This is a genomic window from Enterococcus salsurae, assembly GCF_054784955.1.
This window is the reverse complement of record NZ_BAAHWY010000002.1, coordinates 300,197-326,593: the sequence shown is the minus strand read 5'-3', so window position 1 is coordinate 326,593 and position 26,397 is coordinate 300,197. Positions and strand designations below refer to the sequence as shown.

At 41.3% G+C, this 26,397-nt stretch carries 25 protein-coding genes, 1 tRNA gene and 2 pseudogenes; 13 read left to right on the top strand and 15 right to left on the bottom strand.

The features are described from left to right. Nucleotides 1–12: 12 nt before the first annotated feature. A complete protein-coding gene (locus ACYVRS_RS05875; RefSeq protein WP_313509862.1) occupies nucleotides 13–498 on the top strand; it encodes a hypothetical protein in 486 nt (161 codons plus the stop codon). A gap of 78 nt (nucleotides 499–576) precedes the next feature. On the opposite strand, the pseudogene ACYVRS_RS05870 reads toward ACYVRS_RS05875, so the two are convergent. The 6 genes and pseudogenes from ACYVRS_RS05870 to ACYVRS_RS05845 form a co-directional block, all read right to left on the bottom strand. After that, nucleotides 577–1,152, bottom strand: a pseudogene (locus ACYVRS_RS05870) (TMEM175 family protein). 73 nt (nucleotides 1,153–1,225) lie between these two features. Then, complete coding sequence (locus ACYVRS_RS05865; RefSeq protein WP_082348577.1) at nucleotides 1,226–1,783, bottom strand: TetR/AcrR family transcriptional regulator; 558 nt, start codon at nucleotides 1,781–1,783, stop codon at nucleotides 1,226–1,228. After that, on the bottom strand, nucleotides 1,783–2,706 hold the full coding sequence (locus tag ACYVRS_RS05860; RefSeq protein ID WP_461202873.1) for a phytoene/squalene synthase family protein: 924 nt from the start codon (nucleotides 2,704–2,706) through the stop codon (nucleotides 1,783–1,785). The genes ACYVRS_RS05865 and ACYVRS_RS05860 overlap by 1 nt, the downstream gene beginning before the upstream one ends. Further along, the gene (locus ACYVRS_RS05855) at nucleotides 2,696–4,183 is read right to left on the bottom strand and encodes a phytoene desaturase family protein (protein ID WP_461202871.1); all 1,488 of its coding nucleotides are present in this window, start codon (nucleotides 4,181–4,183) and stop codon (nucleotides 2,696–2,698) included. Before ACYVRS_RS05855 ends, ACYVRS_RS05860 begins: the two co-directional genes overlap by 11 nt. Beyond that, nucleotides 4,180–4,896 (bottom strand): ABC transporter ATP-binding protein, encoded by a 717-nt coding sequence (locus ACYVRS_RS05850; RefSeq protein ID WP_312499706.1) that lies wholly within the window; start codon nucleotides 4,894–4,896, stop codon nucleotides 4,180–4,182. Before ACYVRS_RS05850 ends, ACYVRS_RS05855 begins: the two co-directional genes overlap by 4 nt. A 10-nt stretch (nucleotides 4,897–4,906) precedes the next feature. Next, nucleotides 4,907–5,971: an ABC transporter permease gene (locus ACYVRS_RS05845; RefSeq protein ID WP_461197670.1), complete on the bottom strand. Its 1,065-nt coding sequence runs from the start codon at nucleotides 5,969–5,971 to the stop codon at nucleotides 4,907–4,909. A 183-nt stretch (nucleotides 5,972–6,154) separates the two neighbouring features. On the opposite strand from ACYVRS_RS05845, the gene ACYVRS_RS05840 reads away from it, so the two are divergent. Next, nucleotides 6,155–6,853 carry a sunset domain-containing protein gene (locus tag ACYVRS_RS05840; RefSeq protein WP_461202869.1) on the top strand — a complete coding sequence of 233 codons (699 nt, stop codon included), beginning with the start codon at nucleotides 6,155–6,157 and terminating at the stop codon, nucleotides 6,851–6,853. A gap of 122 nt (nucleotides 6,854–6,975) precedes the next feature. Here the strand turns inward: ACYVRS_RS05840 and ACYVRS_RS05835 are convergent, their stop codons facing one another. Together ACYVRS_RS05835 and ACYVRS_RS05830 are read right to left on the bottom strand one after the other, a co-directional pair. Next, nucleotides 6,976–7,662 (bottom strand): HD domain-containing protein, encoded by a 687-nt coding sequence (locus ACYVRS_RS05835; RefSeq protein ID WP_461197668.1) that lies wholly within the window; start codon nucleotides 7,660–7,662, stop codon nucleotides 6,976–6,978. Beyond that, nucleotides 7,659–8,525 carry a dihydrodipicolinate synthase family protein gene (locus ACYVRS_RS05830; RefSeq protein WP_461197667.1) on the bottom strand — a complete coding sequence of 289 codons (867 nt, stop codon included), beginning with the start codon at nucleotides 8,523–8,525 and terminating at the stop codon, nucleotides 7,659–7,661. Before ACYVRS_RS05830 ends, ACYVRS_RS05835 begins: the two co-directional genes overlap by 4 nt. Before the next feature lie 267 nt (nucleotides 8,526–8,792). Here ACYVRS_RS05830 and ACYVRS_RS05825 point away from each other — a divergent pair, with 267 nt between their 5' ends. Genes ACYVRS_RS05825 through ACYVRS_RS05815 form a run of 3 tightly spaced genes read left to right on the top strand, consistent with a single transcriptional unit; the run spans nucleotide 8,793 to nucleotide 12,997 of the window. After that, nucleotides 8,793–10,619 (top strand): beta-glucoside-specific PTS transporter subunit IIABC, encoded by a 1,827-nt coding sequence (locus tag ACYVRS_RS05825; RefSeq protein ID WP_313540551.1) that lies wholly within the window; start codon nucleotides 8,793–8,795, stop codon nucleotides 10,617–10,619. A gap of 45 nt (nucleotides 10,620–10,664) precedes the next feature. Next, nucleotides 10,665–12,128 (top strand): glycoside hydrolase family 1 protein, encoded by a 1,464-nt coding sequence (locus ACYVRS_RS05820; RefSeq protein ID WP_461202867.1) that lies wholly within the window; start codon nucleotides 10,665–10,667, stop codon nucleotides 12,126–12,128. A 20-nt stretch (nucleotides 12,129–12,148) separates the two neighbouring features. Beyond that, entirely contained in the window at nucleotides 12,149–12,997 is an 849-nt protein-coding gene (locus ACYVRS_RS05815) for a PRD domain-containing protein (protein WP_461202865.1), read from the top strand. 86 nt (nucleotides 12,998–13,083) lie between these two features. Here ACYVRS_RS05815 and ACYVRS_RS05810 read toward each other — a convergent pair whose 3' ends face one another. Further along, nucleotides 13,084–13,317: an HIT family protein gene (locus ACYVRS_RS05810; protein ID WP_461203128.1), complete on the bottom strand. Its 234-nt coding sequence runs from the start codon at nucleotides 13,315–13,317 to the stop codon at nucleotides 13,084–13,086. Nucleotides 13,318–13,320: 3 nt separating this feature from the next. After that, on the bottom strand, nucleotides 13,321–13,458 hold the full coding sequence (locus tag ACYVRS_RS05805; RefSeq protein WP_461197664.1) for an HIT family protein: 138 nt from the start codon (nucleotides 13,456–13,458) through the stop codon (nucleotides 13,321–13,323). A gap of 160 nt (nucleotides 13,459–13,618) precedes the next feature. Here ACYVRS_RS05805 and ACYVRS_RS05800 point away from each other — a divergent pair, with 160 nt between their 5' ends. The 5 genes from ACYVRS_RS05800 (at nucleotide 13,619) to ACYVRS_RS05780 (ending at nucleotide 17,711) form a co-directional block, all read left to right on the top strand. After that, entirely contained in the window at nucleotides 13,619–14,599 is a 981-nt protein-coding gene (locus ACYVRS_RS05800; protein ID WP_461202863.1) for an aldo/keto reductase, read from the top strand. A gap of 53 nt (nucleotides 14,600–14,652) precedes the next feature. Continuing rightward, nucleotides 14,653–15,069, top strand: a complete 417-nt coding sequence (locus ACYVRS_RS05795; protein WP_312499715.1) for a MerR family transcriptional regulator — start codon at nucleotides 14,653–14,655, stop codon at nucleotides 15,067–15,069. Further along, nucleotides 15,070–15,609, top strand: a complete 540-nt coding sequence (locus tag ACYVRS_RS05790) for a hypothetical protein (RefSeq protein WP_461202861.1) — start codon at nucleotides 15,070–15,072, stop codon at nucleotides 15,607–15,609. A gap of 123 nt (nucleotides 15,610–15,732) precedes the next feature. Then, a complete protein-coding gene (locus tag ACYVRS_RS05785; RefSeq protein ID WP_313540533.1) occupies nucleotides 15,733–16,368 on the top strand; it encodes a YitT family protein in 636 nt (211 codons plus the stop codon). A 218-nt stretch (nucleotides 16,369–16,586) separates the two neighbouring features. Continuing rightward, a complete protein-coding gene (locus ACYVRS_RS05780; protein WP_461197660.1) occupies nucleotides 16,587–17,711 on the top strand; it encodes a glycerate kinase family protein in 1,125 nt (374 codons plus the stop codon). Between the two features lie 70 nt (nucleotides 17,712–17,781). Here the strand turns inward: ACYVRS_RS05780 and ACYVRS_RS05775 are convergent, their stop codons facing one another. Next, nucleotides 17,782–18,123 (bottom strand): RidA family protein, encoded by a 342-nt coding sequence (locus tag ACYVRS_RS05775; RefSeq protein WP_461203127.1) that lies wholly within the window; start codon nucleotides 18,121–18,123, stop codon nucleotides 17,782–17,784. A 219-nt stretch (nucleotides 18,124–18,342) separates the two neighbouring features. Here ACYVRS_RS05775 and ACYVRS_RS05770 point away from each other — a divergent pair. Further along, a pseudogene (locus tag ACYVRS_RS05770) lies at nucleotides 18,343–20,904 on the top strand (HAD-IC family P-type ATPase); the annotation flags it as partial. Between the two features lie 33 nt (nucleotides 20,905–20,937). Here ACYVRS_RS05770 and mafR read toward each other — a convergent pair. Beyond that, entirely contained in the window at nucleotides 20,938–22,389 is a 1,452-nt protein-coding gene (gene mafR / locus ACYVRS_RS05765) for a global transcriptional activator MafR (protein WP_461202859.1), read from the bottom strand. A gap of 1,043 nt (nucleotides 22,390–23,432) precedes the next feature. After that, nucleotides 23,433–23,858 (bottom strand): rhodanese-like domain-containing protein, encoded by a 426-nt coding sequence (locus ACYVRS_RS05760; protein WP_313537182.1) that lies wholly within the window; start codon nucleotides 23,856–23,858, stop codon nucleotides 23,433–23,435. A 117-nt stretch (nucleotides 23,859–23,975) separates the two neighbouring features. Between ACYVRS_RS05760 and ACYVRS_RS05755 the strand changes: the two genes are divergently transcribed. Together ACYVRS_RS05755 and ACYVRS_RS05750 are read left to right on the top strand one after the other, a co-directional pair. Continuing rightward, complete coding sequence (locus tag ACYVRS_RS05755; protein WP_313537180.1) at nucleotides 23,976–24,266, top strand: helix-turn-helix domain-containing protein; 291 nt, start codon at nucleotides 23,976–23,978, stop codon at nucleotides 24,264–24,266. An 11-nt stretch (nucleotides 24,267–24,277) separates the two neighbouring features. Continuing rightward, nucleotides 24,278–24,634 carry a hypothetical protein gene (locus tag ACYVRS_RS05750; protein WP_461202856.1) on the top strand — a complete coding sequence of 119 codons (357 nt, stop codon included), beginning with the start codon at nucleotides 24,278–24,280 and terminating at the stop codon, nucleotides 24,632–24,634. A 495-nt stretch (nucleotides 24,635–25,129) separates the two neighbouring features. Here the strand turns inward: ACYVRS_RS05750 and ACYVRS_RS05745 are convergent. Together ACYVRS_RS05745 and ACYVRS_RS05740 are read right to left on the bottom strand one after the other, a co-directional pair. Then, nucleotides 25,130–25,203 (bottom strand) — tRNA-Arg (locus ACYVRS_RS05745). A 96-nt stretch (nucleotides 25,204–25,299) separates the two neighbouring features. After that, the gene (locus tag ACYVRS_RS05740) at nucleotides 25,300–26,001 is read right to left on the bottom strand and encodes an O-methyltransferase (protein ID WP_312498905.1); all 702 of its coding nucleotides are present in this window, start codon (nucleotides 25,999–26,001) and stop codon (nucleotides 25,300–25,302) included. Nucleotides 26,002–26,397 lie beyond the last annotated feature (396 nt).

Genomic DNA, 26,397 nt, shown 5'->3' with positions numbered 1-26,397 from the left:
AGGCAGATAAAAATGGCAGAAGCAATCATTGTGGCAGTCTTTCTCGTTTTGCTGATTTTTTTGCAAATTCGAGAACAGCAGCGAATCATATTGGCAACAAAGAGAAGCAGGATCAAACAATTTCTTGCATTAACATTAGCGATGATGATCTTGATCGTTTTCTGGCCAGAACTATTGGCAGATCAAATAAAATTGATTGCTTTTGCCATATTGATTTGCGCAATTGGTTTTCTAAAAGATGGATTGGCAAAGGAGCATTTGGTAAGATTCGGGATATTGAATGGCGACTATCATCAATATATCAAAATTGAAATTGAGACCGTAGGAGAAGGTCAATCCTTTGTTACATTTTATAAAAGAAAAAATAATCAGTTTTCATTATTTTTTGATGTTTCTACAGATGTTTTAAAAAATTACTTTAATCAATTGGGTTTAAAAGAAAAAGTGGTAACAGATGAAACATTAGGCAGTAAAAAGCAAGCGATAGATGTTAGTTGAAAAATAGGTTGGTGTGGATGCACACCAACCTATTTTTTTAGAGATGAAGAGAGGTTCAAACAGTGCTTTGCTGCATATTTATTTAATCAATGTTTCTGCTTTTTTCTCAGGGACCACCCATAAAATCAAAACAAGGCTATCCATGATGATCACAGATAATGGGTGGATCAGCCAGCCGAAAAGCAAGGCCAAACAATTGATGAACAAAGTGAAATAAAGTTTACGATATCCTTGAAACAGCTGCAAAAGGCCCTGATTTTCTGGATTGGCTTTGACTAAAGTACGCCCCAACAGAAAATAACTGAAGTCGGTCAATAGTATAACGCAGCCATATAGCATCTGCGGTGCAAGTGCCGTCGGATACTCGCTGAACCACGAGGTGACAAAGGGAAACAAGGTCAGTGCTAAGATCAGCAGATGATTGCTCCATAAAGTCCACCCATTGATTTTATCCACGATTTGAAACAAATGGTGATGATTGTTCCAATAAATAGCTAGCATAATGAAACTGATCAAATAGATAATGAATTGATGTTAGACGCCAAGAAAAGCAGCAAAAGTATCCCCTTCAGGTTGGTGAAGTTCGAGCACCAGCAACGTCATCATGATTGCGATGACTGCATCAGTAAAAGCTTCGATGCGATTTTTAGACATAAAAGGACTTCCTCTCATTACATATACCGTCAGATTTTACATCAAATAGATACAGGTGTCTAGTTGTTTTCAGTTAGCGTGAAGCCTCTGGCTGATCGTTGATCAATCCATATAGAAACAAATCGATCGCCGGCGCCATTTGATCATGGGCTTGATTGACATCCAAATGCGCAGCCAACAAAATAAACAATTGACTCGTGGCAAATTCTGGACTAACGCCGCCGCGAATCTTGGTTTCGCTAGATTCAAATAAGGTGACGATCGGTTTTTGATAATTTTCTTTCCATAAATGATACAGTTTAAATGAGGTTTCTTTAGATACGGAATGCTGAATATCATTCATCATCATATAAAAGTTGACAGGATGACGTCTTTTCAAAAAAGCAAACATGTCATAGATTTTCTCTGCGAGTGTGAGGTTCGGATCTTTTGAGATTCGCCAAAGATTGACCGAGACTTCTTCTGATAAAGTTACCATCACTTCAAAATAGATGGCTTCCTTGCCTTTGAAATGATAATAGATATTGGGTTGTTTGATGCCTAGTGCATCAGCGATTTGTCTGGTAGAAGTACCGTGATACCCTTGCTGCATAAAAAATGATTCCGCGACTTGTAAAATTTGTTCGTACATCAATTGACCTCCAGATCAGCTTGTCGCAGCATTTTTTTTGCTGAAAACAATAATTGTAATTTGCGTTGCTTAGGCACAACTTGCTTTTTGTCAATGACTTGATAGTGCTGCTTGCGTATCACTTGGAGAATCTCTTTGTAGATCAGGGCCGCAGCCAGCAATGATTCTCGACAATCTTGATCGATCAAAGGCATCATGTCAAAGGAAGCATCGTATAGTGATTCAGCAATCGTCGGTTCATATTCCCATAGATCGATAAAAGAAGCAAGTTGATTTCCCAGAGACAAATCATTTTCTCTTAGATTAAATTTGGCCAATGTTTCTTTGGGCAGGTAAACCCTACCCATACGGAGATCTTCACCGATATCTCGTAAAATATTCGTGCGTTGCATCGCTTCTCCTAATTGCTTGGCAGGTATTTGAATCGCATTGGCATGACTAGATAAAATAGGCAGCAGCATCAATCCGACACTGCCCGCTACATAATAACTGTAGTCAGACAGATCTGCTTCTGATACGGGTTGTTGAAAGGACAGATCCTGTTCTTGGCCGGTCAATAAATCAAAGAAAGGCTGATATGCCAAATCAAAGGTGATGAAAGTGACAGCTAAAGCGCGCCAAATCGCATGATCAGGATCAGCGTCGTCAAGATACAACGTTAAACGGTCCTGATCGGAGGCAGCATCTTTTAACCGTTGCAGCTGTTGCGACATGTTCGCCAACAATTGCGGATCATGATACTCATCCACGGCATCATCGGCACGACGGCAAAAGGCGTAAACTGCATATACGCTGCGGGCTTTGTTTTTTGGCAGTTGCGAAAAGGCAGTATGAAAATTTTTCGAATGTTTCTTGATGATCGCTTCGCAATAGGCAAAGTCTTGCTGGTAGTCATCAAAATCGATGGGCATGTTAGCGGTCATCTTTCAACAGCTCCTCTACAGCTAGTTTGGCACTTTGCATCACGATCGGCACCCCTGCGCCAGGGTGGGTGCTGCTGCCGCAAAAATAGAGTCCCTCTGCATAGTCGAATTTGTTATGCGGGCGATAATAATTGCTTTGAGCCAAAGTTGGCTTTAGACCAAAGGTAGCACCGTTAAAGGCATTGAAGCGACCTTTGAACGTTTCTGGTGTATAGATGTCTTCAAATACGATATGGTCTTCGATATCATGATAAGGCGTCTTCTCTTTGATCAAATCAAGCACTTGTCGACGATAGGCTTGAATGACTGTATCCGACCAATCATTGAATTTTGACAATTCAGGTACAGGCACCAAGACATATAATCCTTCTTGACCTTTAGGTGCCAAAGAAGGATCCATTAAACTTGGCCGGTATAAATAGAAGGAAGGATCTTGCGGCAATTGCCCAGCATCGAAAAGATCATCGACATTTTTCTTGAAATCATCGGCAAAATAAATATTATGCAAAGCGGTTTGGTCATAGGTTTTGTCCAATCCAAGATAGAGCAAGAAGCAAGAACAGGAATAATCCATCGCGGCAATTTTTTTATCCGTATATTTTCCGCGTTTTTTCTCATCAGGAAGCAGGCTAGACATGGCATAAGGAAAATCAGCCCCACATACAACAGCATCGGCATCAATCATCTTGCCGGCAAGTCGAATACCTTTGGTTTGCTTGTTTTCAATCACGATTTCTTCTATTGGACTGTCATAATGGATCGTACCACCAAGTTCTTCGGATAACCGCGCCAGGCTGTCCGCCAGTGTGTACATACCGCCTTTGATAAAGTAGACGCCATACATCAGTTCGATCATGGGAATAATCGTATACAATGATGGCCCTTGATAAGGGGATACGCCGATATATAAGGTTTGGAACGCCAATGACTTGCGCAAACGATCATCTTTGACAAATTTTGAGATTGAGGAATAGGCATCACTAAAGGTCTTTAGTTTCAACCCTGCCCACAAAGACTTCGGGTTGTAAAAATCCCGCCATGTGCGAAATGATTTGGTGATGAACATCTCTTTGGCAATCACATAGCGTTTATAAATATCGGCTAAGAAGGCGAAATACCCTTGGGCATCTTCTTCTGAGATTGCTTCAAGTGATTTGGTGAGTTCAACCAAATCATTAGAAAAAGAAAGTGATTCCTGGTCTGAAAAATGCAAGTCCAGCATCGGATCGACTTTTTCCATAGGGATGTAATCATCTGGATCGACTCCAGCAAATGTAAACACTTCTCGATAAATCTCTGGCATCATGACGATCGTGGGACCAACATCAAAAGTAAACCCTTGGGCTTGGATTTGATTCATTTTGCCGCCCGGACGGCTTTCTTTTTCATATACGGTGACTTGATAGCCTAATTTTTGCAAACGGACGGCGGCAGATAAACTGGCGACACCCGCACCGACAACAATAATCTTTTTCATTCGAACTCCTTTGATTGATTCGTTGAATCAACAGATTTTTTTTGATGCGTCTGTTCTGTCAGCACACCATCCTCCATGACGAGCACGCGATCACAATAATCGATCAGGCGTGTATCGTGGGTAACCATGATGGTGGCTTTTTCTTTTTCTTTGGTTTCTTTCGCAAGGATCTCAACAACTTCAATGGCTTTTTTAGAATCTAAGCTCGCTGTGGGTTCATCGGCCAAAATGATCGTAGGATCATGGTAGAGTGCCCGTGCGATGGCTACGCGTTGACGCTCACCACCAGATAATTCTTCGGGATATTTATTGACCAAATCAGCGATCCCTAATTGTGCGAATAACGCATCACTACTCTGGGTTTGCGTATTTTTGCTGACTTTATCGACTAATTGTAATTGTTTTTTGACTGTAAGGAAAGGCACAAGGTTTGAAGCTTGCAAAATAAAGCCAATTTCTTTAAAACGGGTTTGGGCGCGCTGTTTTTCTTTCTGGTCACTAAAGGATTCATTATTGATCAAGACTTGTCCTTTGGATGGTGCTTGCAACCCGCCAGCAATGGTCAAAAAGGTGCTTTTACCTGATCCGGATGGCCCGATAATAGCAATAAATTCACCTTTTTCAACGGAAAAATTGGTTTCTTTTAATGCTTCGATCTGAGTATCTCCATCTTTAAATGATTTTTCTACTTGTTTGAATTCGATTGCGCTCATATGCTTCCTCCTATCCAATGGCTTTCAACGGATCAATTTTGACGATGGTGCGTACAGAAAAGAAGGCACCGATCATAGCGATCACGATCATCAGCATACTTAATATGACATAAAACAACCAATTGATTTGAAAGGGCACCGATGCAGGGAGCACTAGGGCTGTGCCGACTGTGACCACGACACCTGCAAGCACACCGCAAGCCGCTAGTAAGAAAGTTTGCGCGATAACAGAAAATGAAATATAGCGGCTAGAAATGCCTTGAGCTTTCATGACACCAAAGATGTCGGCTTTTTGCATCGTTAAGACATAGATAAAAATACCAATCACGATCGCTGCAATCACGATCAAGAAACCAATCATAAAGCCGAAGGTCAAAACTTGGGCACTGTATCCAGGTAATTCGTTGATGAAATCACTGATCGAGGTTGCGACGAGGTCGTCTGGGAGTGCATCGATATCCCCGCGAATCACAATGGCATTGATTCTGGCTTGGTCACTATCGTCTTGCGTTTCAAACCGGATTTCCTGATACGCACCAATCGAGGTATAAAAGACAGGCGCCACATTGAAACGGGCATCTTCGGTAAAGCCCACGATTTTCAGTTCTTTATCATTGCCGGCCAATTGAACAATATCGCCAATAGCAAGTCCATACTCCGTGGCCACACTATGATCGGCGACTGCTTCATCATCTGAAGAAAATAGCTTTCCCTCAGTGATCGTTGGTGTCAAAAATTGATCTGGATCAATGCCGAAGAAACTGACATTGATTTTTTCATTCCCGTCTTCTTTGGTCACGACGCCAGCAGTTTGAGCCAGTATGGCTTTTTCATCGGCATCGATCTCATCAAAGGTGCTTCGGGGGATCATGGACATATTCAGATTATCATTGGCTTCCTCCTTCAAAACGATTTGCGAGGCATCCCATTGATCAACAGCCGTCCGATTGTCTTGTGCCAACCCATAGGCCAATCCTGTCAGAAAAAAGACGAGATAAGCAATTAAAAACATGACCCCAGCAACCAGGGCATAGCGTAATTTCGAGTGACGAATTTCATTGATGGCCAAAAACATACACATTCCTCCTAAATTTTATCAATTGATAAAATCACAATAGCATGTTGGCCAATCTATGAGAAATAAATTGCTTGAAAAATCAAAAAAACGGCGACCGATTTACTTGTGTCATTCATTAAATATAGATTGTTTTTTTGCTATGAAGCTGAGATAATAAATTTAAAAAAAGGAGGGGTTTAAATGAAAAAATCATGGTTGGTTCTCTCTATGTTGTTTGTTTTCTTCGTCACACCGATCACGGGTCAAGCTGCTTCAAATCCTACAGTCGATTACCAAAGTTCTTTGCAAAAAACGGGGTGGCAAAGTTGGAAATCAAATGGAACAACTTCAGGTACAACTGGTCAAAATAAGCGCCTAGAAGCAATTAAGTTGAAGATCAGTAATACGACAGTCAGCGGCAAAATTGAATACAAAGCCTATGTTCAAAAGCAAGGCTGGGACAAAACCTATCGGGCAAATGGGACAGTCGCGGGGACGACTGGCAAAAACTTGCGTATGGAAGCCATCCAGATCCGGTTAACTGGAGATCTAGCCAAAAAATATGATGTATACTATCGCGTCAATATTCCACAATATGGCTGGCTAGGGTGGACCAAAAATGGCGCACAAGCTGGTAGTTCTGGCTTAAATTTTCAAATTGAAGCCATTCAGGTGAAGCTAGTCAAAAAAGGCAGCAAGGCTCCCGGGAGTACGACCAATCCATTTCATAACGGGACCAAAAAGTATGTTGATGCAAAAGGAAATGGCACCATCAAAGGTTCTTCTGCCAAAATTTTTCATTTACCAGGCGGTCAATATTATAAGCAGACCACCAAACCGGTCAAATATTTTAAAACCGAAGCAGAAGCTGTCAAAGCCGGTTATCGACCAGCAAAATAATTCAACCAGTCTGCGGACTGGTTTTTGCGTGTATTCTTTGTTCATTTGTATATAGAGAGAAACCAGACAGCCAATCAAGATAGCAGTCTGGTGCAATCAGTGATTAAGAAGGTACCAATAAGTCACCAGCGATTCATTTCAAGTGATTTTTTAGTTTTTTCTTTTAAGGAAAAATCTAAAGGATCGCTTTTTTTGAGTTGCTGATAGATTTCCCTGAAACTCGTTTCAAATGTTTGTGGATCATAAATCTGTTTGGTGATATCCGCTAAACCTGCGCTGTTTTTTTGGTAAGGTAGCCAAAGTTGGAATCGACGATTTACGACATATTTGTCGGCGATATACTGATAGGCTTCTTGCATCAAATCATCCACATGGTCTAGCTTTTTCACGCTGATTGCATACGTTAGGGTGCGGGTCAAAATGCGTTTGAAATCTAAATCTCGGTCTGCTTCAGCGATGATCTTCCCATAGATAGATCTTGGCTCAGTTGGCAGTGAGGCACGGTGGTCTTCCACCGCTTCGCCAAGCATCTGTAATTGGCTATCAGAAAAATAGCGGCATAAAAAAGCATCTGCCAGCACGATTTCTTTTGATGTTGTTTCGTGATTTTCTCGCCCGTTACACAGTCCGATATCGTGATACGCGGCAACCGTATAAACCATCTCTAAATCGACAGTTAAATCCGCTGCAATAGCGAAGCTGTTTTCGATTACTTGATACACGTGCGCTGGAGAATGGCTGGAATCAAACTTGAGGTAGATTGGGATAATCGTCTGTTCGATGTACGTTTTTAATTTTTGATCGATCATAAATCAACACCCTCTGAGCTGGTCATCCCGAATGGTGCACGGCAAACACCGAAGTCGGATCCAGGAGATGATAATTGTTGTTTCAGCCAGGGCAAATAACTGATCGTATGGGTCGGATCTCCCGTGGCTGCGGCTGTGATGCGTAACCAAGCAGGGGCGTGAGGATCGAGAGTTTTCCTTTCCGCAAGTTCTTGCCAGCAATCGATGATCTCCTGCGGGCAGAGATTGCCTGCCATTGAGGACAAACCGCCAAAGCCTAGTTGAACCTTTTCGATCAAGCCTTGCTCACCGCCAGCATAAAAGCGAAAATCAGGGGAAAGGTGAGGTTTGATCGTCGGGATACGTTGGATATCTCCTGCTTCTTTCAAACCTACCACCAATGGCTCTTTTGCTAAGTCAAACAGACTGTCATCATGCAAGTCGAAACCTGTGCGACGGGGATTGTTATACAAGATGACGGGCTTGTTTGCGGTAGGGATGACTCCTTTCGCATAAGCAAGCGCTTCTGGCTGGGTTGGACAAAGATAAGGAGGAAAACCAAGAACGATGCCGGCAATCTTTGGTATCTGAGCAATATGTTCAGCAAGTTTTTGAGTATCTTGGTATCGAATTCCAGCTACGCCAAAAAGTAGTTCAGTATCATGGGCAAACATCGTTTCAGATGCAAGCGCATCGACCAAATCAATTTTTTCTTCTAAAGATAGGCTATGTTGTTCGCCAGTCGATCCGCAAACCAAGAAAGAGCGGATCCCTTGGTCTTGTAAATGAAGCATATGAGCGATAGTCTTTTGGCTGTCTAGCCCTTCATTTTTGTCAAAAGCAGTAGGAACGGCAACGTGTAACGTGTGTGTCAATGGGTTCATTAAAATCACCTTCCATAAATCAGTTTGTATCTTCATGCCAGTGTATCAAATATTGAATGTTTCTAAAAGAAAATAAAAAAATATGATTGCGGTTTCAATTGATACGTGTTATTATGCATTTAATAAACAGGCATGTGACTGGTAATGCAGGCAGGACCTATAAAGCAAGAAGAACCGCTGGGTTTTTCGATTGTTTTATTAGGTGCTGTCTGTTTTTTTCTTTGTTGGGCCGACAAAGAAAAAAATGAAAGAAAAGGAGAATGAAACATGGATAAAAAGGAAACGGCAAAATCCGTCGTTGCGTTGGTTGGCGGGAAAGAAAATATTGCACACTTGGAACATTGCTCAACTCGGTTGCGCTTCACATTGAAAGATGATGGATTGGTGGAAAAAGAGCAATTAGAAAAAGTTGATGGTGTGATCGGCGTACGTCAAAATGTTCAGTGCCAAGTGATTATTGGCAATGACGTTGTTGAAGTCTATGATGAAGTGATGCAAATTTTGGGTCATCAATTAGATCATAGTGATGAAATAAAAGGCAAAAAACAATCATGGAGTGCGATCTTACTTGATTTTATCATCTCGATCTTTCAACCTTTGATTCCAGCAGTTGCTGGGGGTGGTGTATTAAAATCAATGTTATTATTGGCTTCATTGCTTGGTATTTTAGACAATCAAAGTCAGACCTATCAAGTGCTGAATTTGATTGGTGGGGCCCCTTTGTATTTCTTACCGATATTGGTGGCAATGACTACGGCGAATAAGTTGAAGGTCAATCAATTGGTGGCAGTTTCTGCCGTTGGTGCCTTGATATTACCAGATATGACAGCGATGCTGACTGAAGGTGCAACTTTTGTGGGCTTTGATTTGCAAAATATTGCTTATGCATCACAAGTATTTCCAGCGATTTTGACGGTCTTGTTTTATGCGCAGATTGAAAAATGGTTTACGAAGTTTTCGCCAAAACCGATTCGTATTTTCTTTGTGCCAATGATGAGTTTGCTGATTACCGTGCCGATTGCTTTATTGATCTTAGGCCCATTGGGTTTTCAAGTCGGGACCGTTTTTTCTGCGATCATTATCTGGCTATATGAGCAACTAGGTTGGGTTGCAACTGGGTTGCTGGCTGCTGTATTGCCTTTGATGGTGGTGACTGGTATGCATAAAGCGATGATTCCATATGCCGTATCATCCATGAGTGAACTTGGTGCGGAACTGTTGTACTTGCCGGCTTCATTGGCGCACAATATTGCTGAATCAGGTGCTTGTTTTGCAGTAGCGATTAGAACCAAAGATCAAAAACTCCGCTCAACAGCAATCTCAGCTGGTATTTCAGCACTTTTTGGTATCACCGAACCAGCTTTATATGGCGTCACGATATTACACAAGCGGGTGTTATACGGTGTGATGGCTGCTAGTTTGATTGGTGGTACAACTGCGGGTATTTTTGCGATTAAAGGTTTCGCATTAGTTGGCCCAGGACTTGCAAGTATCACGATGTTCGTTGACGAAGCAAATCCTATGAATTTAATTTGGGCATTCGTTACCCTAGGGGTATCATTTGTTGCTTCGTTTGTTTTCGTATTGTTCTTATTTAAAGATAAGGTCATTGAACAAGAAGCAAATGTCTATACAAAATCAGAAGTATTAGCCAAACCAGTTTCTGGACAAGTTATTTCATTAGCAGAAGTAAAAGATGATGTCTTCTCCAGTGGTATGATCGGGGAAGGATTCGGGATCATTCCTGATCATGGGGAGTTGGTAGCGCCAGAAGATGGTGAGATCACGATGTTGTTTGAAACGAATCATGCAATTGGCTTAAAAACAAACAATGGGGCGGAATTGTTATTCCATATTGGGATAGATACGGTTCAATTGGAAGGAAAATATTTTTCTGCTGCAGTTAGCACCGGTGATTTCGTGAAAAAAGGACAACCTTTGATTCATTTTGATCTTCAAGCCATCAAAGATCTAGGCTATGATACAACCGTCATCTGTGTGGTGACCAATAAGGAAAATTTTGTCATTGAACCAATTGATCCTTCGACTGGAAGTCCTGAAGAAGGTGTGCTTTCCATTGCACCAGTTCTATGATGAACAACCTAAATCGAAAATGATACAAAAAGGAGAACTTCAAATATGACGAATAGTGAATTTCCAAAAGACTTTCTATGGGGCGGGGCTATAGCCGCTAATCAAGTAGAAGGTGGGTGGAATGTGGATGGCAAAGGGTTATCAGTTGCTGATATTGCCACGTATAAACCTACTGTAGATGTCAAAAATTTTGCTGCGCATATGGGCGTTACTGTGGCGGCAGTCAAAGAAGCGATAGCCGATGAAACGGATACCATTTATCCAAAGCGCAGAGGTATCGATTTCTATCATCGTTATAAAGAAGATTTGGCGCTTTTTGCAGAGATGGGTTTCAAAGTTCTACGCTTATCCATTGCATGGACGCGGCTATTCCCGACTGGAGAAGAGCAGACACCGAATGAAGCAGGCGTTTCTTTTTATCGAGACGTCTTCAAAGAAATGAAACGCTTAGGGATCCAACCCATTGTGACCTTGTCTCATTATGAGATGCCATTAGCGCTTAGTTTAAAGTACAATGGTTGGGTTGAACGAACTGTGATCAATGATTTTGTTCGTTTCGCCAAAGTTTGTTTTGAAGAATACAAAGACTACGTGACCTACTGGTTGACGTTCAATGAAATCGATAGTATTCATCGTCATCCATTTACCACAGCTGGGATCATACCAGAACAGAGTATCCCAGGACAAGAAGAACAAGATATTTATCAAGCACTGCACCATCAATTTGTTGCAAGTGCTTTGGTGACAAAAGCAGCCCATGAGATCAACCCTGATAATCAAGTAGGCTGTATGATGACAAAATTGATGACCTATCCCTTGACCTGTGCGCCATTAGATGTTGAACTGACATTAAAGAAAAACTTAGAGAATGACTTTTACGCAGATGTCCAAGTGAAAGGCGAATATCCTCGCTTGATTGAACGTGATTTAGAAAAAAGAGGGATCCATATTGCGATGGCACCTGAGGATCGCACTATGTTAAAAGAGCATACGGTTGATTTTCTTTCATTTAGTTACTATATGTCAATGGCTGAATCGGGAGATCCTAATGCTGAACGGACACCTGGCAATACCGTTCTAGGTGTCAAAAATCCCAACTTGCCTTCTACGGAATGGGGCTGGCAAATTGATCCCAAGGGATTGAAAATTTCATTGATTGAATTGTATGATCGGTATCAAGTTCCTTTGATGATCGTAGAGAATGGAATGGGTGCAGTAGATGTGCTGGAAGATGGACAAGTACATGATCCTTATCGTATGGACTACTTCAAAGCGCATTTTCAACAAATGAAAGAAGCGATTGATGAAGGCGTAGATTTGATTGGGTATACGAGTTGGGCACCAATCGATTTGGTCAGTGCAGGCACATCCCAAGTGTCCAAGCGTTATGGATTTATCTATGTTGATGCGGATGATGAAGGAAATGGTTCTTATGACCGTATCAAAAAAGATTCATTCGACTGGTACAAAGCAGTAATTGCAACAAATGGTGCTAATTTGGCAGATTAATCGGTGAGGAGCGTAGCGGCATGATCCAAATCAAAAAAGTTTTAAATTCAAGTGTCGTTCTGATAGATAATCAGGGGCAAGAGATGATTGCTTTAGGCAAAGGAATCGGTTTTGGCAAAAAAGCTGGAGAAAAAATCGATGATTCAGACATTGATCAGGTTTTTCTGCCAATCACCGAAACAAAATCTAGCCAGTTTGCTGCTTTGGTGGATGAAATTCCATTGCGTTATTTCGAAATGACGAAAGACATTGTTCAACTTGCGGAAAACTACTTGCCGTATACGCTGAACTCCACGATTTACTTGACGTTATCAGATCACTTGCATTTTGCAGTTGAAAGGCAACAAAAAGGATTAAGCGTCACCAATCGCTTATATTGGGAAATCAAAAATTATTATGCTGCAGAATTTGAAGTTGCAGAAAAAGCGATGGCGCTATTGGCGGAAAAATATCAGATAGTTTTTCCGGCAGAAGAAGCATCCAATATTGCTTTTCACTTGATCAATGCGCAATCTGGAAATGAAGAAAATCAAGATGGGTTACGCAAGGCCAAATTGATCAGTACCATAGTCAATTTGGTACGCTATGCCATTCAGCAAGATGTCAACACGAATTCGATCCATTATAGCCGGTTTATCACACATGTGCGCTTTTTTGCAGATCGCTTCTTTCTGAATGATCTCACTCATGAAACAGACGAAGGGCTATATAGACAAATGTGGGCTTTATATCCCAATGCAATGGATGTAGCAACCAAGGTCAAAGCATTTTTAGACCAAGAGTTCGAAACAAAGATACCTGAAAATGAAATTGTCTTTTTAGGTGTGCATATCAATCGCTTGATGAATCATTCAGCCATTGATAAATAAGCAACAGACCAGTAACCGTCGATACTGGTCTGTTTTGTTTTTCGACTCATGTCATATTGATATCAAAAGAACTAATTCCACCTGAATCAATCGTTGAAGGGGTATTCTTTATGTGCCGGGATGACCCCGCGTACACCGCCCCGTGGTTGAGGGACGTCGCCCTCATAACGTGGGATCAGATGGCAGTGACAATGAAAGATAGTTTGTCCGGCAGCTGCACCGCAATTGAAGCCAATATTGTAACCGCTTGGTTGATAAAGATCGTCCAGCAACAATTTCACCTCTTCAAGAAGCCGGCTGAGACTATCTTTTTCTTCTATGCTTCATGCAAAATAATCGGTACGATGCGCTTTAGGGATCAATAATAAATGTCCTTTAGAAACAGGATAACAATCGAACATGACGAAAAAAGTCTCAGATTCTAGCAACGAAGATTGGTTGGTACAAAATGGGCAAGTCATAATAGCCTCCTTTCAATAAATGTTGGCACACTTCTGATCATAGTATAGCAAAAGCATCGTGATTAAAAGCAACCTATTAGAAAAAATAATCCGCTTTCTCTTGACTTAGAGTCCACTCCAAGCTGTATGCTGAAGTTAACACTAAAGGAGGGTCATATCAATGGATTATATCAAATTAGGCAACACAGGATTGGATGTATCACGTTTATGTTTAGGGACAATGGGGTTTGGTGATCCCAACAGTGGGTTTCATGAGTGGGTATTAGAAGAAGAGGAGAGTCGGAAAGTCATCAAGAAAGCCCTTGACTTAGGCATCAATTTTTTTGATACTGCCAATATTTATTCTTATGGTGCCAGTGAAAAAATCGTCGGCAAAGCATTGAATGATTTTGCGCCCCGTGATGAAATCGTGGTAGCGACTAAATTGTTTTCAAAAATGAAACAGGCGCCAAACAGTGGCGGTTTATCAAGAAAAGCGATTTTCTATGAAGTGGAACAAAGTTTGCAACGGCTGCAAATGGATTATATCGATCTGTATATCATTCATCGTTGGGATTATCACACACCTATTGAAGAAACGATGCAAGCATTACATGAACTCGTGCAATCGGGCAAAGTTCGTTATATCGGGGCTTCTGCAATGTATGCATGGCAATTTGCCAAGGCGCAAGCGGTGGCAGACAAGCATGGATGGACCAAATTCATTTCGATGCAGAATCATTTGAACTTATTGTATCGGGAAGAAGAAAGAGAAATGATGCCGCTATGCGCTGATCAAAAGGTCGCAGTTACACCATATAGCCCGCTGGCAGCTGGACGGTTGACCAGAGATTGGGATGCTGAAACGAAGCGCTTCTTGACAGACAAAACGGCCCATGAGAAATACGACCATACGCAGGATCAAGACCAAGAGATCGTCCGTCGTGTCGCAGAAGTGGCAGAGAAACATCAAGTCAAGCGGGCACAAGTTGCCCTGGCATGGCTCTTGCAAAAAGAACAAGTGGCTGCACCAATCATCGGCGCGACCAAAGAAAGCCATTTGTTGGATGCACTGCCTGCTTTGGAACTGCAACTGACAGCGGATGAAATCATGTACTTGGAAGCACCTTATCTTCCCCACGCGGTGGTTGGTGCGGTATAATCTAGAGGATGAGAGACGATTTCAAAAAATGTTGAGAAACCGGAGGGATTTGAATGAATATCAAACAAGTGAGTGAATTGACAGGTGTTTCCGCAGACACCATTCGCTACTATGAAAAAATAGCCCTGATCCCGCCAGTCAAGCGTAATAAGAATGGTGTGCGGACCTTCGATGAAGAAGATTTAAAGTGGATCAAATTTACCAGACAAATGCGCAATGCTGGTTTATCGATTGACGGATTGACACACTATCTGGCGTTGTTCAGTGAAGGGCGACAGACAGTTCCTGAACGGAAGCAACTACTAGCGGATCAAATCGCCGTTCTAAGAGAAAAAATCAGCGACATGACAGAAGCTGTCGAACGTCTTGAATTTAAATTGGCACACTATGATGAACATATTTTGCCAACAGAAGAGCGCTTGCGCCAGCGAGAGGCAGTCGCTAAACTGTCGAAAACAGAAAGGACTTAAATGGGTAAGATAGCGATTATAGGTGCAGCCAGCAGATTAGGTCGTGAGATTCGGCAGCAGGCGCAAGATATCTGTATGACGGATCTTGTCTTGTATGATGCACAGCCAATGACTGGTCCAGCAAGTGAACTTGAACAGGTAGCACAGTATCAAGGACAATTGACTGCACTGCAACCCTTAGTCAAATGTTTGCGTCATTGTGTTGGCGTCGTCTTGCTGGATATTCAAGATCCCAGAGCAACGTTGCGGATCATCGAAGCGATGACCTTGTTAGATAAACAACAGTTAGTCACGATCACACCAGACATTCAATCCGTTCAGATTGCCATGAGCCAGTCATCTCATCATGTGCCGATGAATCAGGCATGGAAAAGAAATATAGAGATGTCCGTCCAATTGTTAAAGGAGTCTGATTTATTGGTTAAATGCATCGATCCTCCTTCTTATGACGAACAAGTAGGCAACGATAGACTGATCTCTTTGATCAGTCAACGATTTATCGCAGAAATCATGGGATTGTTAGAGGCGTCATCTGAATAAAACACAAGAATCAAATTTTTCAATGAAGTATGAAAAATTTGATTCTTTTCTTTGTTGCATTTTTGATAGAATGATGGGAAGCATTATTATTGCTTGATCATAGATGAATCGGAGGCGCTCTGGATGAATGCAATACTCAAAAAACAAAGTCTGATCTTATTAGGTGTCTTTTGGATCTGTCTGGCATTGAATTTATTCTTACTACCGCATAGTATCGCATCTGCTGGTGTTGGATCGATCGGCTATTTGATCGAAACAGGCTGGGGCATCAATCGACATCTGATCGTTTGGTCCATCAATCTCCTCATGATGCTATTGACTTATTTCTTATTGGAACGTCGCGTCTTTGTCAATACGCTGATTGGCAGTTTGAGTTTCCCAGTGATGCTGGCACTATTGCCTGAATTGATGTTGATTCGCTTTTACGGCGTATCACTGGTCTTGGGCAGTTTCTTTTTTAGCTTAGGTATTTACTCACTATATCGCATCGGTGCATCAAACGGAGGGGTCACGATTCCACCATTGTTGTTGGAAAAGTACTATCGCATCCGCAAGTCCACAGGTGTGATGTTGACGAATGCGGTCATCGTATTGTTGAATCTCCTGATATTTTCATGGAAAGAAGCGCTGATTTCCGCCATCTCCATTTACCTGATCGCCTTCTTCATGCGTACATTGTTGAAGATCGAACAACGACAGCAAAAATCTTTGCCAGCTGAGAGCAAGAAAACCGCAAAAACGACATTGCCTGTGGAGTAAGCAGGACAATGTCGTTTTTGCGATTTTTTACTCTGTGAGCAATTTGATGTCCAATCGGTAGTTCCATAAAGTACCGTCAATGCATTTGTTTGATATAATAAAATGGTACCTTGATAGCGGAGGTTATACAATAGATGATTTGTTCACTTTAACGAGTAACAGTGAACTTATGGTTGTTTTTGGACTGTAAGATTTATTGGAAAGGAAGAGAATCAAGGATGAAAATAGTGGCAGCAATAGATTCTTTCAAAGGGAGTGCCACATCAGAAGAACTGAATACAGCTGTATTGCAAGGATTTTCTGATGCGGTTGACAAAATTAATCTGCCAATCGCTGATGGCGGAGAGGGCACAATGGCGGCAATTCATGCCAGTTTAGGCGGTGAATACATCGAAGTAACAACGCAAGATCCGTTAGGCAAAGAGATAACCGCTGTTTTTTTACTGACGAAGTTCAATGGAAGAAAAATTGCCGTGATTGAATCAGCAGCAGTGATTGGGATCAATCTTGTGGAACAAACAGATGATACTACATTGAATGCTACTTCATATGGCTTAGGAATCATGGTTCGAGCAGCTCTAAATAGAAATGTACAGCAAATCTATCTGACACTAGGTGGAACAGCTACTTCCGATGGCGGCTTAGGCTTTCTGCAAGCAATCGGTGCAGTGCTTCAACCAAAGCAGCAAGTTGAAGCAAATCCATTGCTTTGGGCGGATACGATCGATTTTACAGGACTTGATGCCCGCCTCTCATCTGTTGACATGATTGGCTTAGCCGATGTGACAAATCCATATTTGGGAGATAATGGATTTACCAACGTTTTTGGCCCCCAAAAAGGTGCATCAGCTGCAACCATTCAACGATTGAATCAACGAGCAGAAAAGCTGGTTGCACAACTAGATGACAGAAAGAGGCTGAATTTGGCTAAATCTGGTTCAGGCGCAGCTGGAGGATTGGGTGGCGCCATTTTACTTTCTGGAGGTCAACTGCAGTCTGGTTTTCAAACGATTGCTGCGATGATTGGTTTCAAAGACAAAATCGCACAAGCAGACATGGTCATAACTGGTGAAGGGCGTATCGACCATCAGACAGAGCAAGGGAAGGTGCCCTTTGGCGTGGCCACGACGGCCCATGAGTTGGGTATCCCAGTGATCGTCATATGCGGATCAAGGCAAAGTGACATTGGGGAAATCGATCAACTCGCATTGGCCGTTTTGAGTATTCAGCAAGGACCAATCTCATTGAAAGCTGCAATGGACCATGAGGAAACGTTGAAGAATGCTTATTTGACTGGACGTGGTATTGCCGGTATCCTCGAGGGCATGACTGAAGCCAAATAGATACACAAAAATAGACGACAGCATCTGTTTGTATACGTAAAGCAGGTGCTGTCGTTTTTTTACAATTGTTCTATCGTTTAAATGGCAATTCGGCTTGCGCGTCGATCTCTACTTTAAAAGAAGGATCAATCAACCCAGCGACCACGACTAGACTCATCGCGGGCTTTGTCTCACCTAATATGTCAGTAAATGCTTCTCTTAATCCGCTTAAATCTGCGGCATCAGTGATGAAAACCGTCATTTTTCCAATGGAAGACCAATCGATCTCATGTTGCTGCAAGATGATTTGAATTTTGTGCAACACAATTTTCGTTTGGGTATAGATATCGTCAGGTGTTTCAGCTTCTTGTTGTGGTGTTTGCCCCGATATAAATAGTATAGGCCCGTGGGCAATGCGTGTGTCAGAATAGATTGCGATACGAACAGCTCCTTTTTTGTAAAATGAACATGAATTTTCTCAATTGTACTGGATTTTTCACAATCAAACAAGAAAGAAACTTGCGAGATTTGTGTGATTGCCCACGTCCCATGAATTTAAGTCTTTCATGAAATTATCGCCAATATATTTTTTCATTCCTGTCGTATACTTTTATCAAGTTATAGAAATCGATAGGGAGGAAACAATACGACGTGGTATAAAAAAACGACACTTGAAATTATAGAAGCATTGCAAACGAATCAAAATGGGCTAACGCTAGTTGAACGAGCGCATCGTTTGGCTGAACAAGGTGAAAATGTCATCAGTGAGAAACAACAATTGCCCAAGTGGCGCAAAATCAGCAAACATTTCACTGACTTACTGATGGTGGTCCTAATGGTAGCAGCAATACTCAAAGCTATTTTAGGTGATTTCGCTGAGAGTGGGATCATTTTTGCCGTCGTAGTCATCAATAGGATCGTCGGGTACTGGCAGGAAAGAAAAGCAGAGGCTTCTCTGAATGGCTTAAAGCAAATGATGGGGAAGGAAACTACGATCTATCTTCATGGCCGCCGCAAAAAAGTCCCCGTTGCTTCTTTGGTAGCAGGTGATCTGGTGGTCTTAGGTCTAGGAGATGTTGTGCTAGCCGATCTGCGGTTGATGGAGACCCACGACTTAGTGATCGAGGAGGCGATTTTGACGGGGGAGTCAGAGACAGTCCAAAAGCAGCACCACATGATCGACGGGGAGGCCATCATTGGCGATCAGTACAATATGGCTTTTTCCGGTACCCACGTTGAGAGTGGATCATCGACAGGTATTGTGGTTGAAACCGGCGATCGCACACAAATTGGCCAAATCAACCAAGCACTTCAATCTGTTGAAAGCCAAGAAACGCCACTAATCAAAAAAATGAAACAATTGAATCATCAGTTGTTCCGCTGTATCATCACTTTGGTGCTCTTCTTGATTTTCTTCACAACGTTCCGCTATGGTTTTGCCTTCAGTGGATTGTTCTCATCGGTGATTGCCTTGATCGTGGCGATGATTCCAGAAGGATTGCTTGCCGTACTCACGATGATTTTGTGGATGGGGGTCAAAGAGATGTCTGAACAACAGGCAATCATCAAATCAATGCCTTCAGTGGAAACTTTAGGGGCGATGACTGTGATTTGTTCGGACAAAACAGGTACCTTGACCAAAAATCAAATGACAGTCGTTGACATTCTCAGTGCTGAGGCAGACAGTCTTGAGCGAATAATCGATATCATGACAAATTGCCAAGACATCAAACAAACGCAAACACAAACGGCAAAAGACTTGGTAGGGAATCCGACAGAAAAAGCGCTTTTGCAATATGCAGAAGCTTTTGATCGTCCATTACAGCCAACAATCAGCCAACTGCCTTTCAGTGCAGCATACAAATATATGGCGACCTTGCATCCGATACAAGATCAGCAGCAAAAAGCGCTGCTCTTTGTCAAAGGTGCGCCTGAAGTCTTACTAGATCAAGCCACACTGACGGATCAAGAAAAACAAAGTTGGCTCGAGCGCGGTACAGCATTAGCCAGCAAAGGCCAACGGCTGATCGGTTTTGCTTACAAAGAAGTTGCGACTGACCATGATTTGACCCATGCCTCTATTAGTGGTCTGACTTTTACAGGTATTGCCGGTATCATTGACCCTCCGAAAGAAAGTGCGATCCAAGCAGTCAAAGACTGCTTGCAAGCTAGAATCCAAGTCAAGATGATCACTGGTGATCATGCAGATACAGCGCAAGCGATTGGCAAGCAAATCGGATTGAAACACACAGATCGAGTGTTGCAAGGAATCGATACCGATCATATGTCAGAAGCAGCATTGCAAAAACAGGTCAATCATGTGGATATTTTTGCCCGTACGACACCGGAACATAAACTCAAGATCGTGACTGCTTTACAGAAAAATGGTGAGATCGTCGGCATGACCAGAGATGGTGTCAATGATGCGCCAGCATTGAAAAAAGCCGATATCGGGATCGCAATGGGGATCAAAGGCAGTGAAGTCACAAAACAAGCCGCCGATATGGTCTTGGCAGATGATGATTTCCGAATGATCGCCCATGCAGTCAAAGAAGGACGCAGGATCTATGACAATTTAAAGAAAACGATTCTGTTTTTCTTGCCAACGGCATTTGCACAGGGATTGATCGTGATTATTGCCATGCTGCTCAACCGTCCTTTGCCATTGACATCTGTCCAGATACTTTGGGTCAATATGGTAACGACGATCACGCTTTCTTATGCATTGGGCTTTGAGCAAGCAAGTAAAGATGTCATGCATCGTCCGCCCCGTGGGATTGAAGAAGGTATCTTGTCTGCGTATAGTTTTTTCCGGATCGCGTATGTGTCGTTACTGATCATGATTCCAGCCTACTGGTTAGCGATCCAATTTGACGCGGCAGTCTTACAACAAAGTATTTTGCTGCAAAACATTGTGATTGCACAGACCGTGTATCTGATCAATTGCCGTGAATTGTTGGCGCCGGCACTTAATCGCGGCATGCTGAAAAATCGCGCACTGCTCCTGTCATTTGCAGCACTGATCGTCTTGCAGGTCATCGCACTCGCGACGCCTTTTGGGCAGAAAATACTAGGTGTGCAACAACTGAGCCTGTGGCAGCATGTCACGATCTTTGCGAACGGCTTGCTCTTGTTCACGGTAGTTGAGGGGGGGAAATGGCTGTCTGCCAAATATCAATGGCGGCAAAAACCCGCTCCTGCCAACCTAAGTTGATCTAAGGAGCGGGATCAGTGATTATTTAATTGCTCAACGATAATTCAAGTAGTAGCTTTGAATGAGTTCAGTCACTTGACTGAGCTCATTTTTGGTGGGCACCATTGAAAGATAGTAGATAGGACAATCCGCTGCTTCAATAGGGAAATTAGATAAAATAAAGTCTGCATCCACTGAAGATGTGGCATCCAGCTGACCAGGTTCAACCGTTTCTAATGCTATGCGACGACCGAGAAAATCTTTTAATTCATGTAAAAGGTAGACTTTCCATGCTGGTTCTCCTTGAAAAACAAATAGACCTTTCGCAATGATTGGATCAGCCTGTAAGCGGGCTTGCTGAATCAACAAACGTATCGTTAGTGCGATGGATTGCTGTAAATTCGCTGTTTTCGTAAAGTGTGTATCAATGAAGCTTTGGATCAATGTATCGATGGCAGCTAGTTGCGGATAATTAAAGTCGCGAATATCCTGATATTCTAGTTGAAATTTGACCGATAGTTTCCTCGATTCTTGCACTTTGATCAACAATAACGTCAGATTATCAACCAATCTTGTCTGCTGGATCAATGCGAGGTGCAAAGCATCATCGATCGAATCAACAAAATCTTTTGCTTGCGCATAGATCGGTGTGTAGGACAAAAGCGCTTCTTGGATCAGTGGTGACCAAAGATTGTTATAGTTCCAGCTTTCCAAAAAGCAGTAAAAACTGAAAAAATGTTCACTCGTTTCAAGATAGACACCTTCTTTCTCGTATAAAGAGAGCAAAGGCTGTTGGAACAGTCCAAAAAAACGATCGGATGTATCAAAAGGAAAGTCATCAATGCGGCAACTTGCTTTGATCCGAATCGTGTTGATAAAAAACCAACAGGTACCAAAGACTTGTTCCACATCAATCTCAATCGCTTGTTTGCCTAACACGGCCAAAAAATCGTAATAATGGCTTTCATGAATCGTATATTCAGAAAAGAAATAATTGTTATGGGTATAAGGCAGCAGCAACGGGTGATAGAAAAGCCGCAAATTGATTTCGTTGCCGTCAACATAGATTTTGCTAGCAGTCACGCGAATCCGTATGGAGAAATCGACTAAGGTTTGATTGATTTTCAACGTATGACGTCGTAATGTTTCGAGAGAAATGCCATTTTCTTGGGTAAAGGCTTGTGTGCCAATCTCTTTTGCGAACAATAGCGCTTTAAGTAAAGAAATCCCAATCGATTGAGGAAAGAAAATTTCCCATAGCTGACTGACCGGTAATGAATCGGAGGCTTGCAGGGACAGTCCATTGTTGTCGGCAGCCAATAACCAATTGTCAGGCAACTGCTGACGAATGGAAATGATGTCAGAAAAAATCGTGCGTTCCGTTGTATGAAGCAGGGCAGCCAATTCTTTGGCAGTGATTTGCTGGTGATTTGCCAAAGTTTCTAAAAGCAAAATTTGACGCAACAAATCTTTTTCGGTAATGCATTTTTTCATCATCTCATCCATGATGCTCTTCCTCTCTCTATCACAAGTCCTTGCATATTTGCTGATATCTTACTATTGATTTTAGCTGAAAAGAAAGCCGATTGCTATTTCTATGGAAAGGTTTTTGAAAAAATTGCTCAAAAAAAAACGAATTTTAGATGATGGCGTGCAAAGGCTTTGCTGAAGGGTATAAAAAAAATCCAACGTTTTATATTGGATATAAACAGTAGGATCATAAATTTTTCTTCATGCTGATCGGCGTGGTTCGTGGTACAAGCGTACAGTTGGTAACGGTTAAAATCAGTTGCTTGCAATATCTGGAGCGATAGCATAACATGGATTGAGCAGCTTTCAGCTGCGAAGATGGAGCGCTATCAGGAGATTTATTGGGGAAGTCTTTACGTGCATCCTGATAGCGCCCCTCTTTTTTTCATTTTAGCATTATTCTTAGATAATATATATTGTAATATAGAGAAAATGTCTGTTAAGTTTTATGTGAATTTGCATATTTTAAAAACCTCGGCTGAAATAAAGACTGATTGCCAGATCAAAAAGCGCTTAATTGGCAAGATGAAGAAGTCAATGATTATCGTAATGTACTTATGTACGGTATTGATCAAATCACAAAAAAACATCCCAATATTTACTACACTAATTAATGAAATTCATTCAATTACATAAAAAGGAATCAGCAGTATTCTCACATATATTTTTTACCAAACGCTTAAAAACAGATAATGACGAAAAAGATCTTTTTTATGGGATTGTGGTAGAAGACCTTGAACAAGAAAGGCAGAAATGACGATAAAGTTCGTTCATTACTGCCTTTTTAGTAAAATAAAAGAAGCGCAGGTAGCTGTCTCTTCATCAAACATTTGATCCTGAAAGGACCAAAAATATGCCTATCTGTTTTAACAGCGCTCCAGTCATTCCAGATTTATTCACTCCATTTTGTACAAAAGAGAATCATAGCACTGTTTTTATTGACAAAGATAGTTGAATCTCTCCAGACCTTTTGAGAGATTCAAGGATAGCAGCATAAACCACCGCAGGACAAAATAGCACTATACTAATTTGCTAAATTGCCAATAAATCGGGCTATCTAAAGCATTACCTTCAACAGGGGCACCTTCTTTCACCCAGTATTCAAGTCCGCCAATCAATTCTTTTACATTATAGCCTTTATTCAAAAGTCGGGATGCTGCTTTAGTAGAACCATTACAGGATGGCCCCCAACAATAGACGACAATCTTTGATTTTATTTCAGAAGAAGGTTCTTTGATCATACCGTTTGGACAAGAAATAGCCCCGGGGATATGTCTTTTGGTGAAATCTTCTTCACTTCGTACGTCCATAACAGTATAATCAATTAATTGGTGATAAAAATCAAAAGCCAAATCAGCAATATCGGTTTCACGTGCCAATTTTTGACTATAGTGATCAGTTCCTAGCGGTTTGTTTGGAAATACTTGGGATACATATCTTGTCATAATAAATCATCCTGCTTTCTATATAAACTATACATTTAGTATAATAAAACATCGAAGCAAATAGTAACGAACATTTGAATATAATCTATCGAAAATATTGAAAAAAAAGGGCGGATCATGATGAATATCGTATATTTAACATCATTTTATTATTTGGTAAAACTGGGGTCAGTCTCCAAAGCTGCAGAAAAATTAACCTACGCCCAAAGCACAGTCAGTTATCATTTGAAAAGTTTGCAAAATGATTACGGTCTTTTATATGTAAAGAAAGCTGGAAACATTGATTTAACCGAAAAGGGGCAACTGATCTTTGAGTTTATAGAGGAGTTTATAGAAAAAGAAGAAAAGCTCCAAAAAAAATCAATCACATACAAGATACTCTACGAATTGGAACGATATCCAGTATAATGGCGTTTATTTTGACAGAAAAGTTGGCAGGTTTTAGAAGAAACAATCAGCATTTAAAAATAGAAATCGTTCTGAAAGAGGAGTCCCAGTTGATCGATATGCTGTTAAATGATCAGCTAGATTGTATCTATATTTTTGATGAGAAAATAGACATCGCAAGTGCGTATTCAGTCTCAAAGAAAGAAGTGCCTTTTGATATAATTAGTAAAGGGATGCTGGACATTGAACACTTAGATGAATATCGAATGATTTTGACCGAAAAAAATTGTTCCTATCGCGCAGCTTTTCTAAAAGAATGGACATTTAAAGAAAAAGTAGTGGTTACATTATCTCTTGAAAGTCCCAAAGAAATCATTCGTTCCTTGTAAGCTTCGAATGAAATGGCCTTTTTGCCCCGCTATGTTACGGATCAATTGCCTAATGCAGTATTTGATCGTCAAGAACTAATCTTAGATACACCGTTTTACTTACAATTTATTTACGATTCAAAAAATAGTCTGGCAGTTGATTTTTTCAAGAAAGTGATAGTAGAAACATAACTAGTTTTTTGAATCATTACTTCCGTTGCTAAGATTAAATCTGATACTCTTGGTTTTATCAAATCCGAAAGGACGACATTTCATTGTTATATGATTTCTAAAAGTTCTGGCAGACAGCTAAACGCTGTATTACTTATGGCTTATTGGATACTTGTGGAACAAGATTATTTTCGTCACATTTATTCGGTTGAAAACCTAATAAGCAGATAAAATGTACTTAAAATGTGACGCAAAGAATGTCATGTTTTGCATACGAAATGCAAACAAAAACCGCTAGAAATCAATATTCCTAGCGGTTTGTATATGGTTCGTAAATTAAAATAACGTCACAGGAGGGATTCGAACCCCCGACCGTCCGCTTAGAAGGCGGATGCTCTATCCGGCTGAGCTACTATGACAATTCAGCAACAAATAACATTATAGAAAAAGGGCGAGGCAATGTCAAATGCTTTTCGCCCTTTTTTCTGATTTTCTCCAAAAAAGCTTATTTTCATCTATTTGGTTTCTTCGATATCTGGTAAATCGACCACTTCAGATTCTTTGGTGATCAAAATGACACCATCGCCTAAAGGCACTAAAGTCGAGGTTAATTGCGGATGGGTCATCACGGTATCTAAAAACAGATTTAATTTGCGATGGATCGCCCGCTGGCCGCGAGGGATCTCTTCGATTGGTTGTAAGATCGTTCCTGCTTGAAAGATATCATCCACCATCAAGACGCCACCTTTGCGCAAGAGGCGCAAACAGGCCGGAAGAAATTCAATATACTTTGATTTTGCACTGTCCATAAAGATAAAATCATAGGGACCGCTCAAAGAAGGCAAGATATCTGCAGCTTGACCTTCCAATAAGGTGATCTGTGCCTCGTTGTCTAATCGTGCATAGGTTTCTTTGGCCTTGCGGATCATCACATCAAAACGATCGATCGTTGTGACGTGGCTGTTTTCGACGATGTTGGCCATTAAACTGGAAGAAAAACCAATGGCGGTACCGATTTCTAATATTTCTTTTGGCTGGAGTTGACCCAAAAGAAATTGCATAAAGACCACGGTTTCGTGGGGGATGATCGGCACTTCTTTTTCATGGGCATCTTGTTCTATTTTTCCCAGTTCCCCGGGTAATTGTTTTTGGTTGTTACGCATGTATTCCACTAGTTCGGGTTTGACTACTGGACGATGCATCATTTCATTTCGCATCTTCATCCTCCTCAAATATTGCTGCTCTTCATTATACGAAGAACCAACAGGAAGTTCAATCTTTTCTCACGTTTCGAAAGGGTAAAAAAACACCAGTCATTCGACTGGTAGGATAAAGGGGTGAAAAATATTTTTGGGATACATATATCATAACTGATGATTGTTTAAATTCGGTTAAGATAGTGTGAAGATATCAACAGTAAATACTAAATTTTTCCGCAGTTGATGCTTAGAAATCAAAAAGGGCCCAAATAGGTGTCACATGATCTCTTTTAATCGTAATATTCAGAAAATTCGGTAAAAAGACTTGACAGTTTGATGGAAGCTTGGTATGGTCATTACAAGAAAAACGGACAGGTGACGGTTATGATCAAACAGACGAAAAACGCAGCAGCA

Excerpts from the sequence above, each read along its gene's own strand:
- ACYVRS_RS05795 (WP_312499715.1), top strand. The coding sequence starts at position 14,653 with ATGAATATCAAACAAGTGAGTGAATTGACAGGTGTTTCCGCAGACACC.
- ACYVRS_RS05875 (WP_313509862.1), top strand. The coding sequence starts at position 13 with ATGGCAGAAGCAATCATTGTGGCAGTCTTTCTCGTTTTGCTGATTTTT.
- ACYVRS_RS05740 (WP_312498905.1), bottom strand. The coding sequence starts at position 26,001 with ATGCGAAATGAAATGATGCATCGTCCAGTAGTCAAACCCGAACTAGTG.
- ACYVRS_RS05820 (WP_461202867.1), top strand. The coding sequence starts at position 10,665 with ATGACGAATAGTGAATTTCCAAAAGACTTTCTATGGGGCGGGGCTATA.
- ACYVRS_RS05825 (WP_313540551.1), top strand. The coding sequence starts at position 8,793 with ATGGATAAAAAGGAAACGGCAAAATCCGTCGTTGCGTTGGTTGGCGGG.
- ACYVRS_RS05790 (WP_461202861.1), top strand. The coding sequence starts at position 15,070 with ATGGGTAAGATAGCGATTATAGGTGCAGCCAGCAGATTAGGTCGTGAG.
- ACYVRS_RS05785 (WP_313540533.1), top strand. The coding sequence starts at position 15,733 with ATGAATGCAATACTCAAAAAACAAAGTCTGATCTTATTAGGTGTCTTT.
- ACYVRS_RS05855 (WP_461202871.1), bottom strand. The coding sequence starts at position 4,183 with ATGAAAAAGATTATTGTTGTCGGTGCGGGTGTCGCCAGTTTATCTGCC.
- mafR (WP_461202859.1), bottom strand. The coding sequence starts at position 22,389 with ATGGATGAGATGATGAAAAAATGCATTACCGAAAAAGATTTGTTGCGT.
- ACYVRS_RS05805 (WP_461197664.1), bottom strand. The coding sequence starts at position 13,458 with ATGACTTGCCCATTTTGTACCAACCAATCTTCGTTGCTAGAATCTGAG.
- ACYVRS_RS05830 (WP_461197667.1), bottom strand. The coding sequence starts at position 8,525 with ATGAACCCATTGACACACACGTTACACGTTGCCGTTCCTACTGCTTTT.
- ACYVRS_RS05840 (WP_461202869.1), top strand. The coding sequence starts at position 6,155 with ATGAAAAAATCATGGTTGGTTCTCTCTATGTTGTTTGTTTTCTTCGTC.
- ACYVRS_RS05835 (WP_461197668.1), bottom strand. The coding sequence starts at position 7,662 with ATGATCGATCAAAAATTAAAAACGTACATCGAACAGACGATTATCCCA.
- ACYVRS_RS05845 (WP_461197670.1), bottom strand. The coding sequence starts at position 5,971 with ATGTTTTTGGCCATCAATGAAATTCGTCACTCGAAATTACGCTATGCC.
- ACYVRS_RS05860 (WP_461202873.1), bottom strand. The coding sequence starts at position 2,706 with ATGACCGCTAACATGCCCATCGATTTTGATGACTACCAGCAAGACTTT.
- ACYVRS_RS05780 (WP_461197660.1), top strand. The coding sequence starts at position 16,587 with ATGAAAATAGTGGCAGCAATAGATTCTTTCAAAGGGAGTGCCACATCA.
- ACYVRS_RS05755 (WP_313537180.1), top strand. The coding sequence starts at position 23,976 with ATGATGAATATCGTATATTTAACATCATTTTATTATTTGGTAAAACTG.
- ACYVRS_RS05850 (WP_312499706.1), bottom strand. The coding sequence starts at position 4,896 with ATGAGCGCAATCGAATTCAAACAAGTAGAAAAATCATTTAAAGATGGA.
- ACYVRS_RS05815 (WP_461202865.1), top strand. The coding sequence starts at position 12,149 with ATGATCCAAATCAAAAAAGTTTTAAATTCAAGTGTCGTTCTGATAGAT.
- ACYVRS_RS05800 (WP_461202863.1), top strand. The coding sequence starts at position 13,619 with ATGGATTATATCAAATTAGGCAACACAGGATTGGATGTATCACGTTTA.
- ACYVRS_RS05760 (WP_313537182.1), bottom strand. The coding sequence starts at position 23,858 with ATGACAAGATATGTATCCCAAGTATTTCCAAACAAACCGCTAGGAACT.
- ACYVRS_RS05865 (WP_082348577.1), bottom strand. The coding sequence starts at position 1,783 with ATGTACGAACAAATTTTACAAGTCGCGGAATCATTTTTTATGCAGCAA.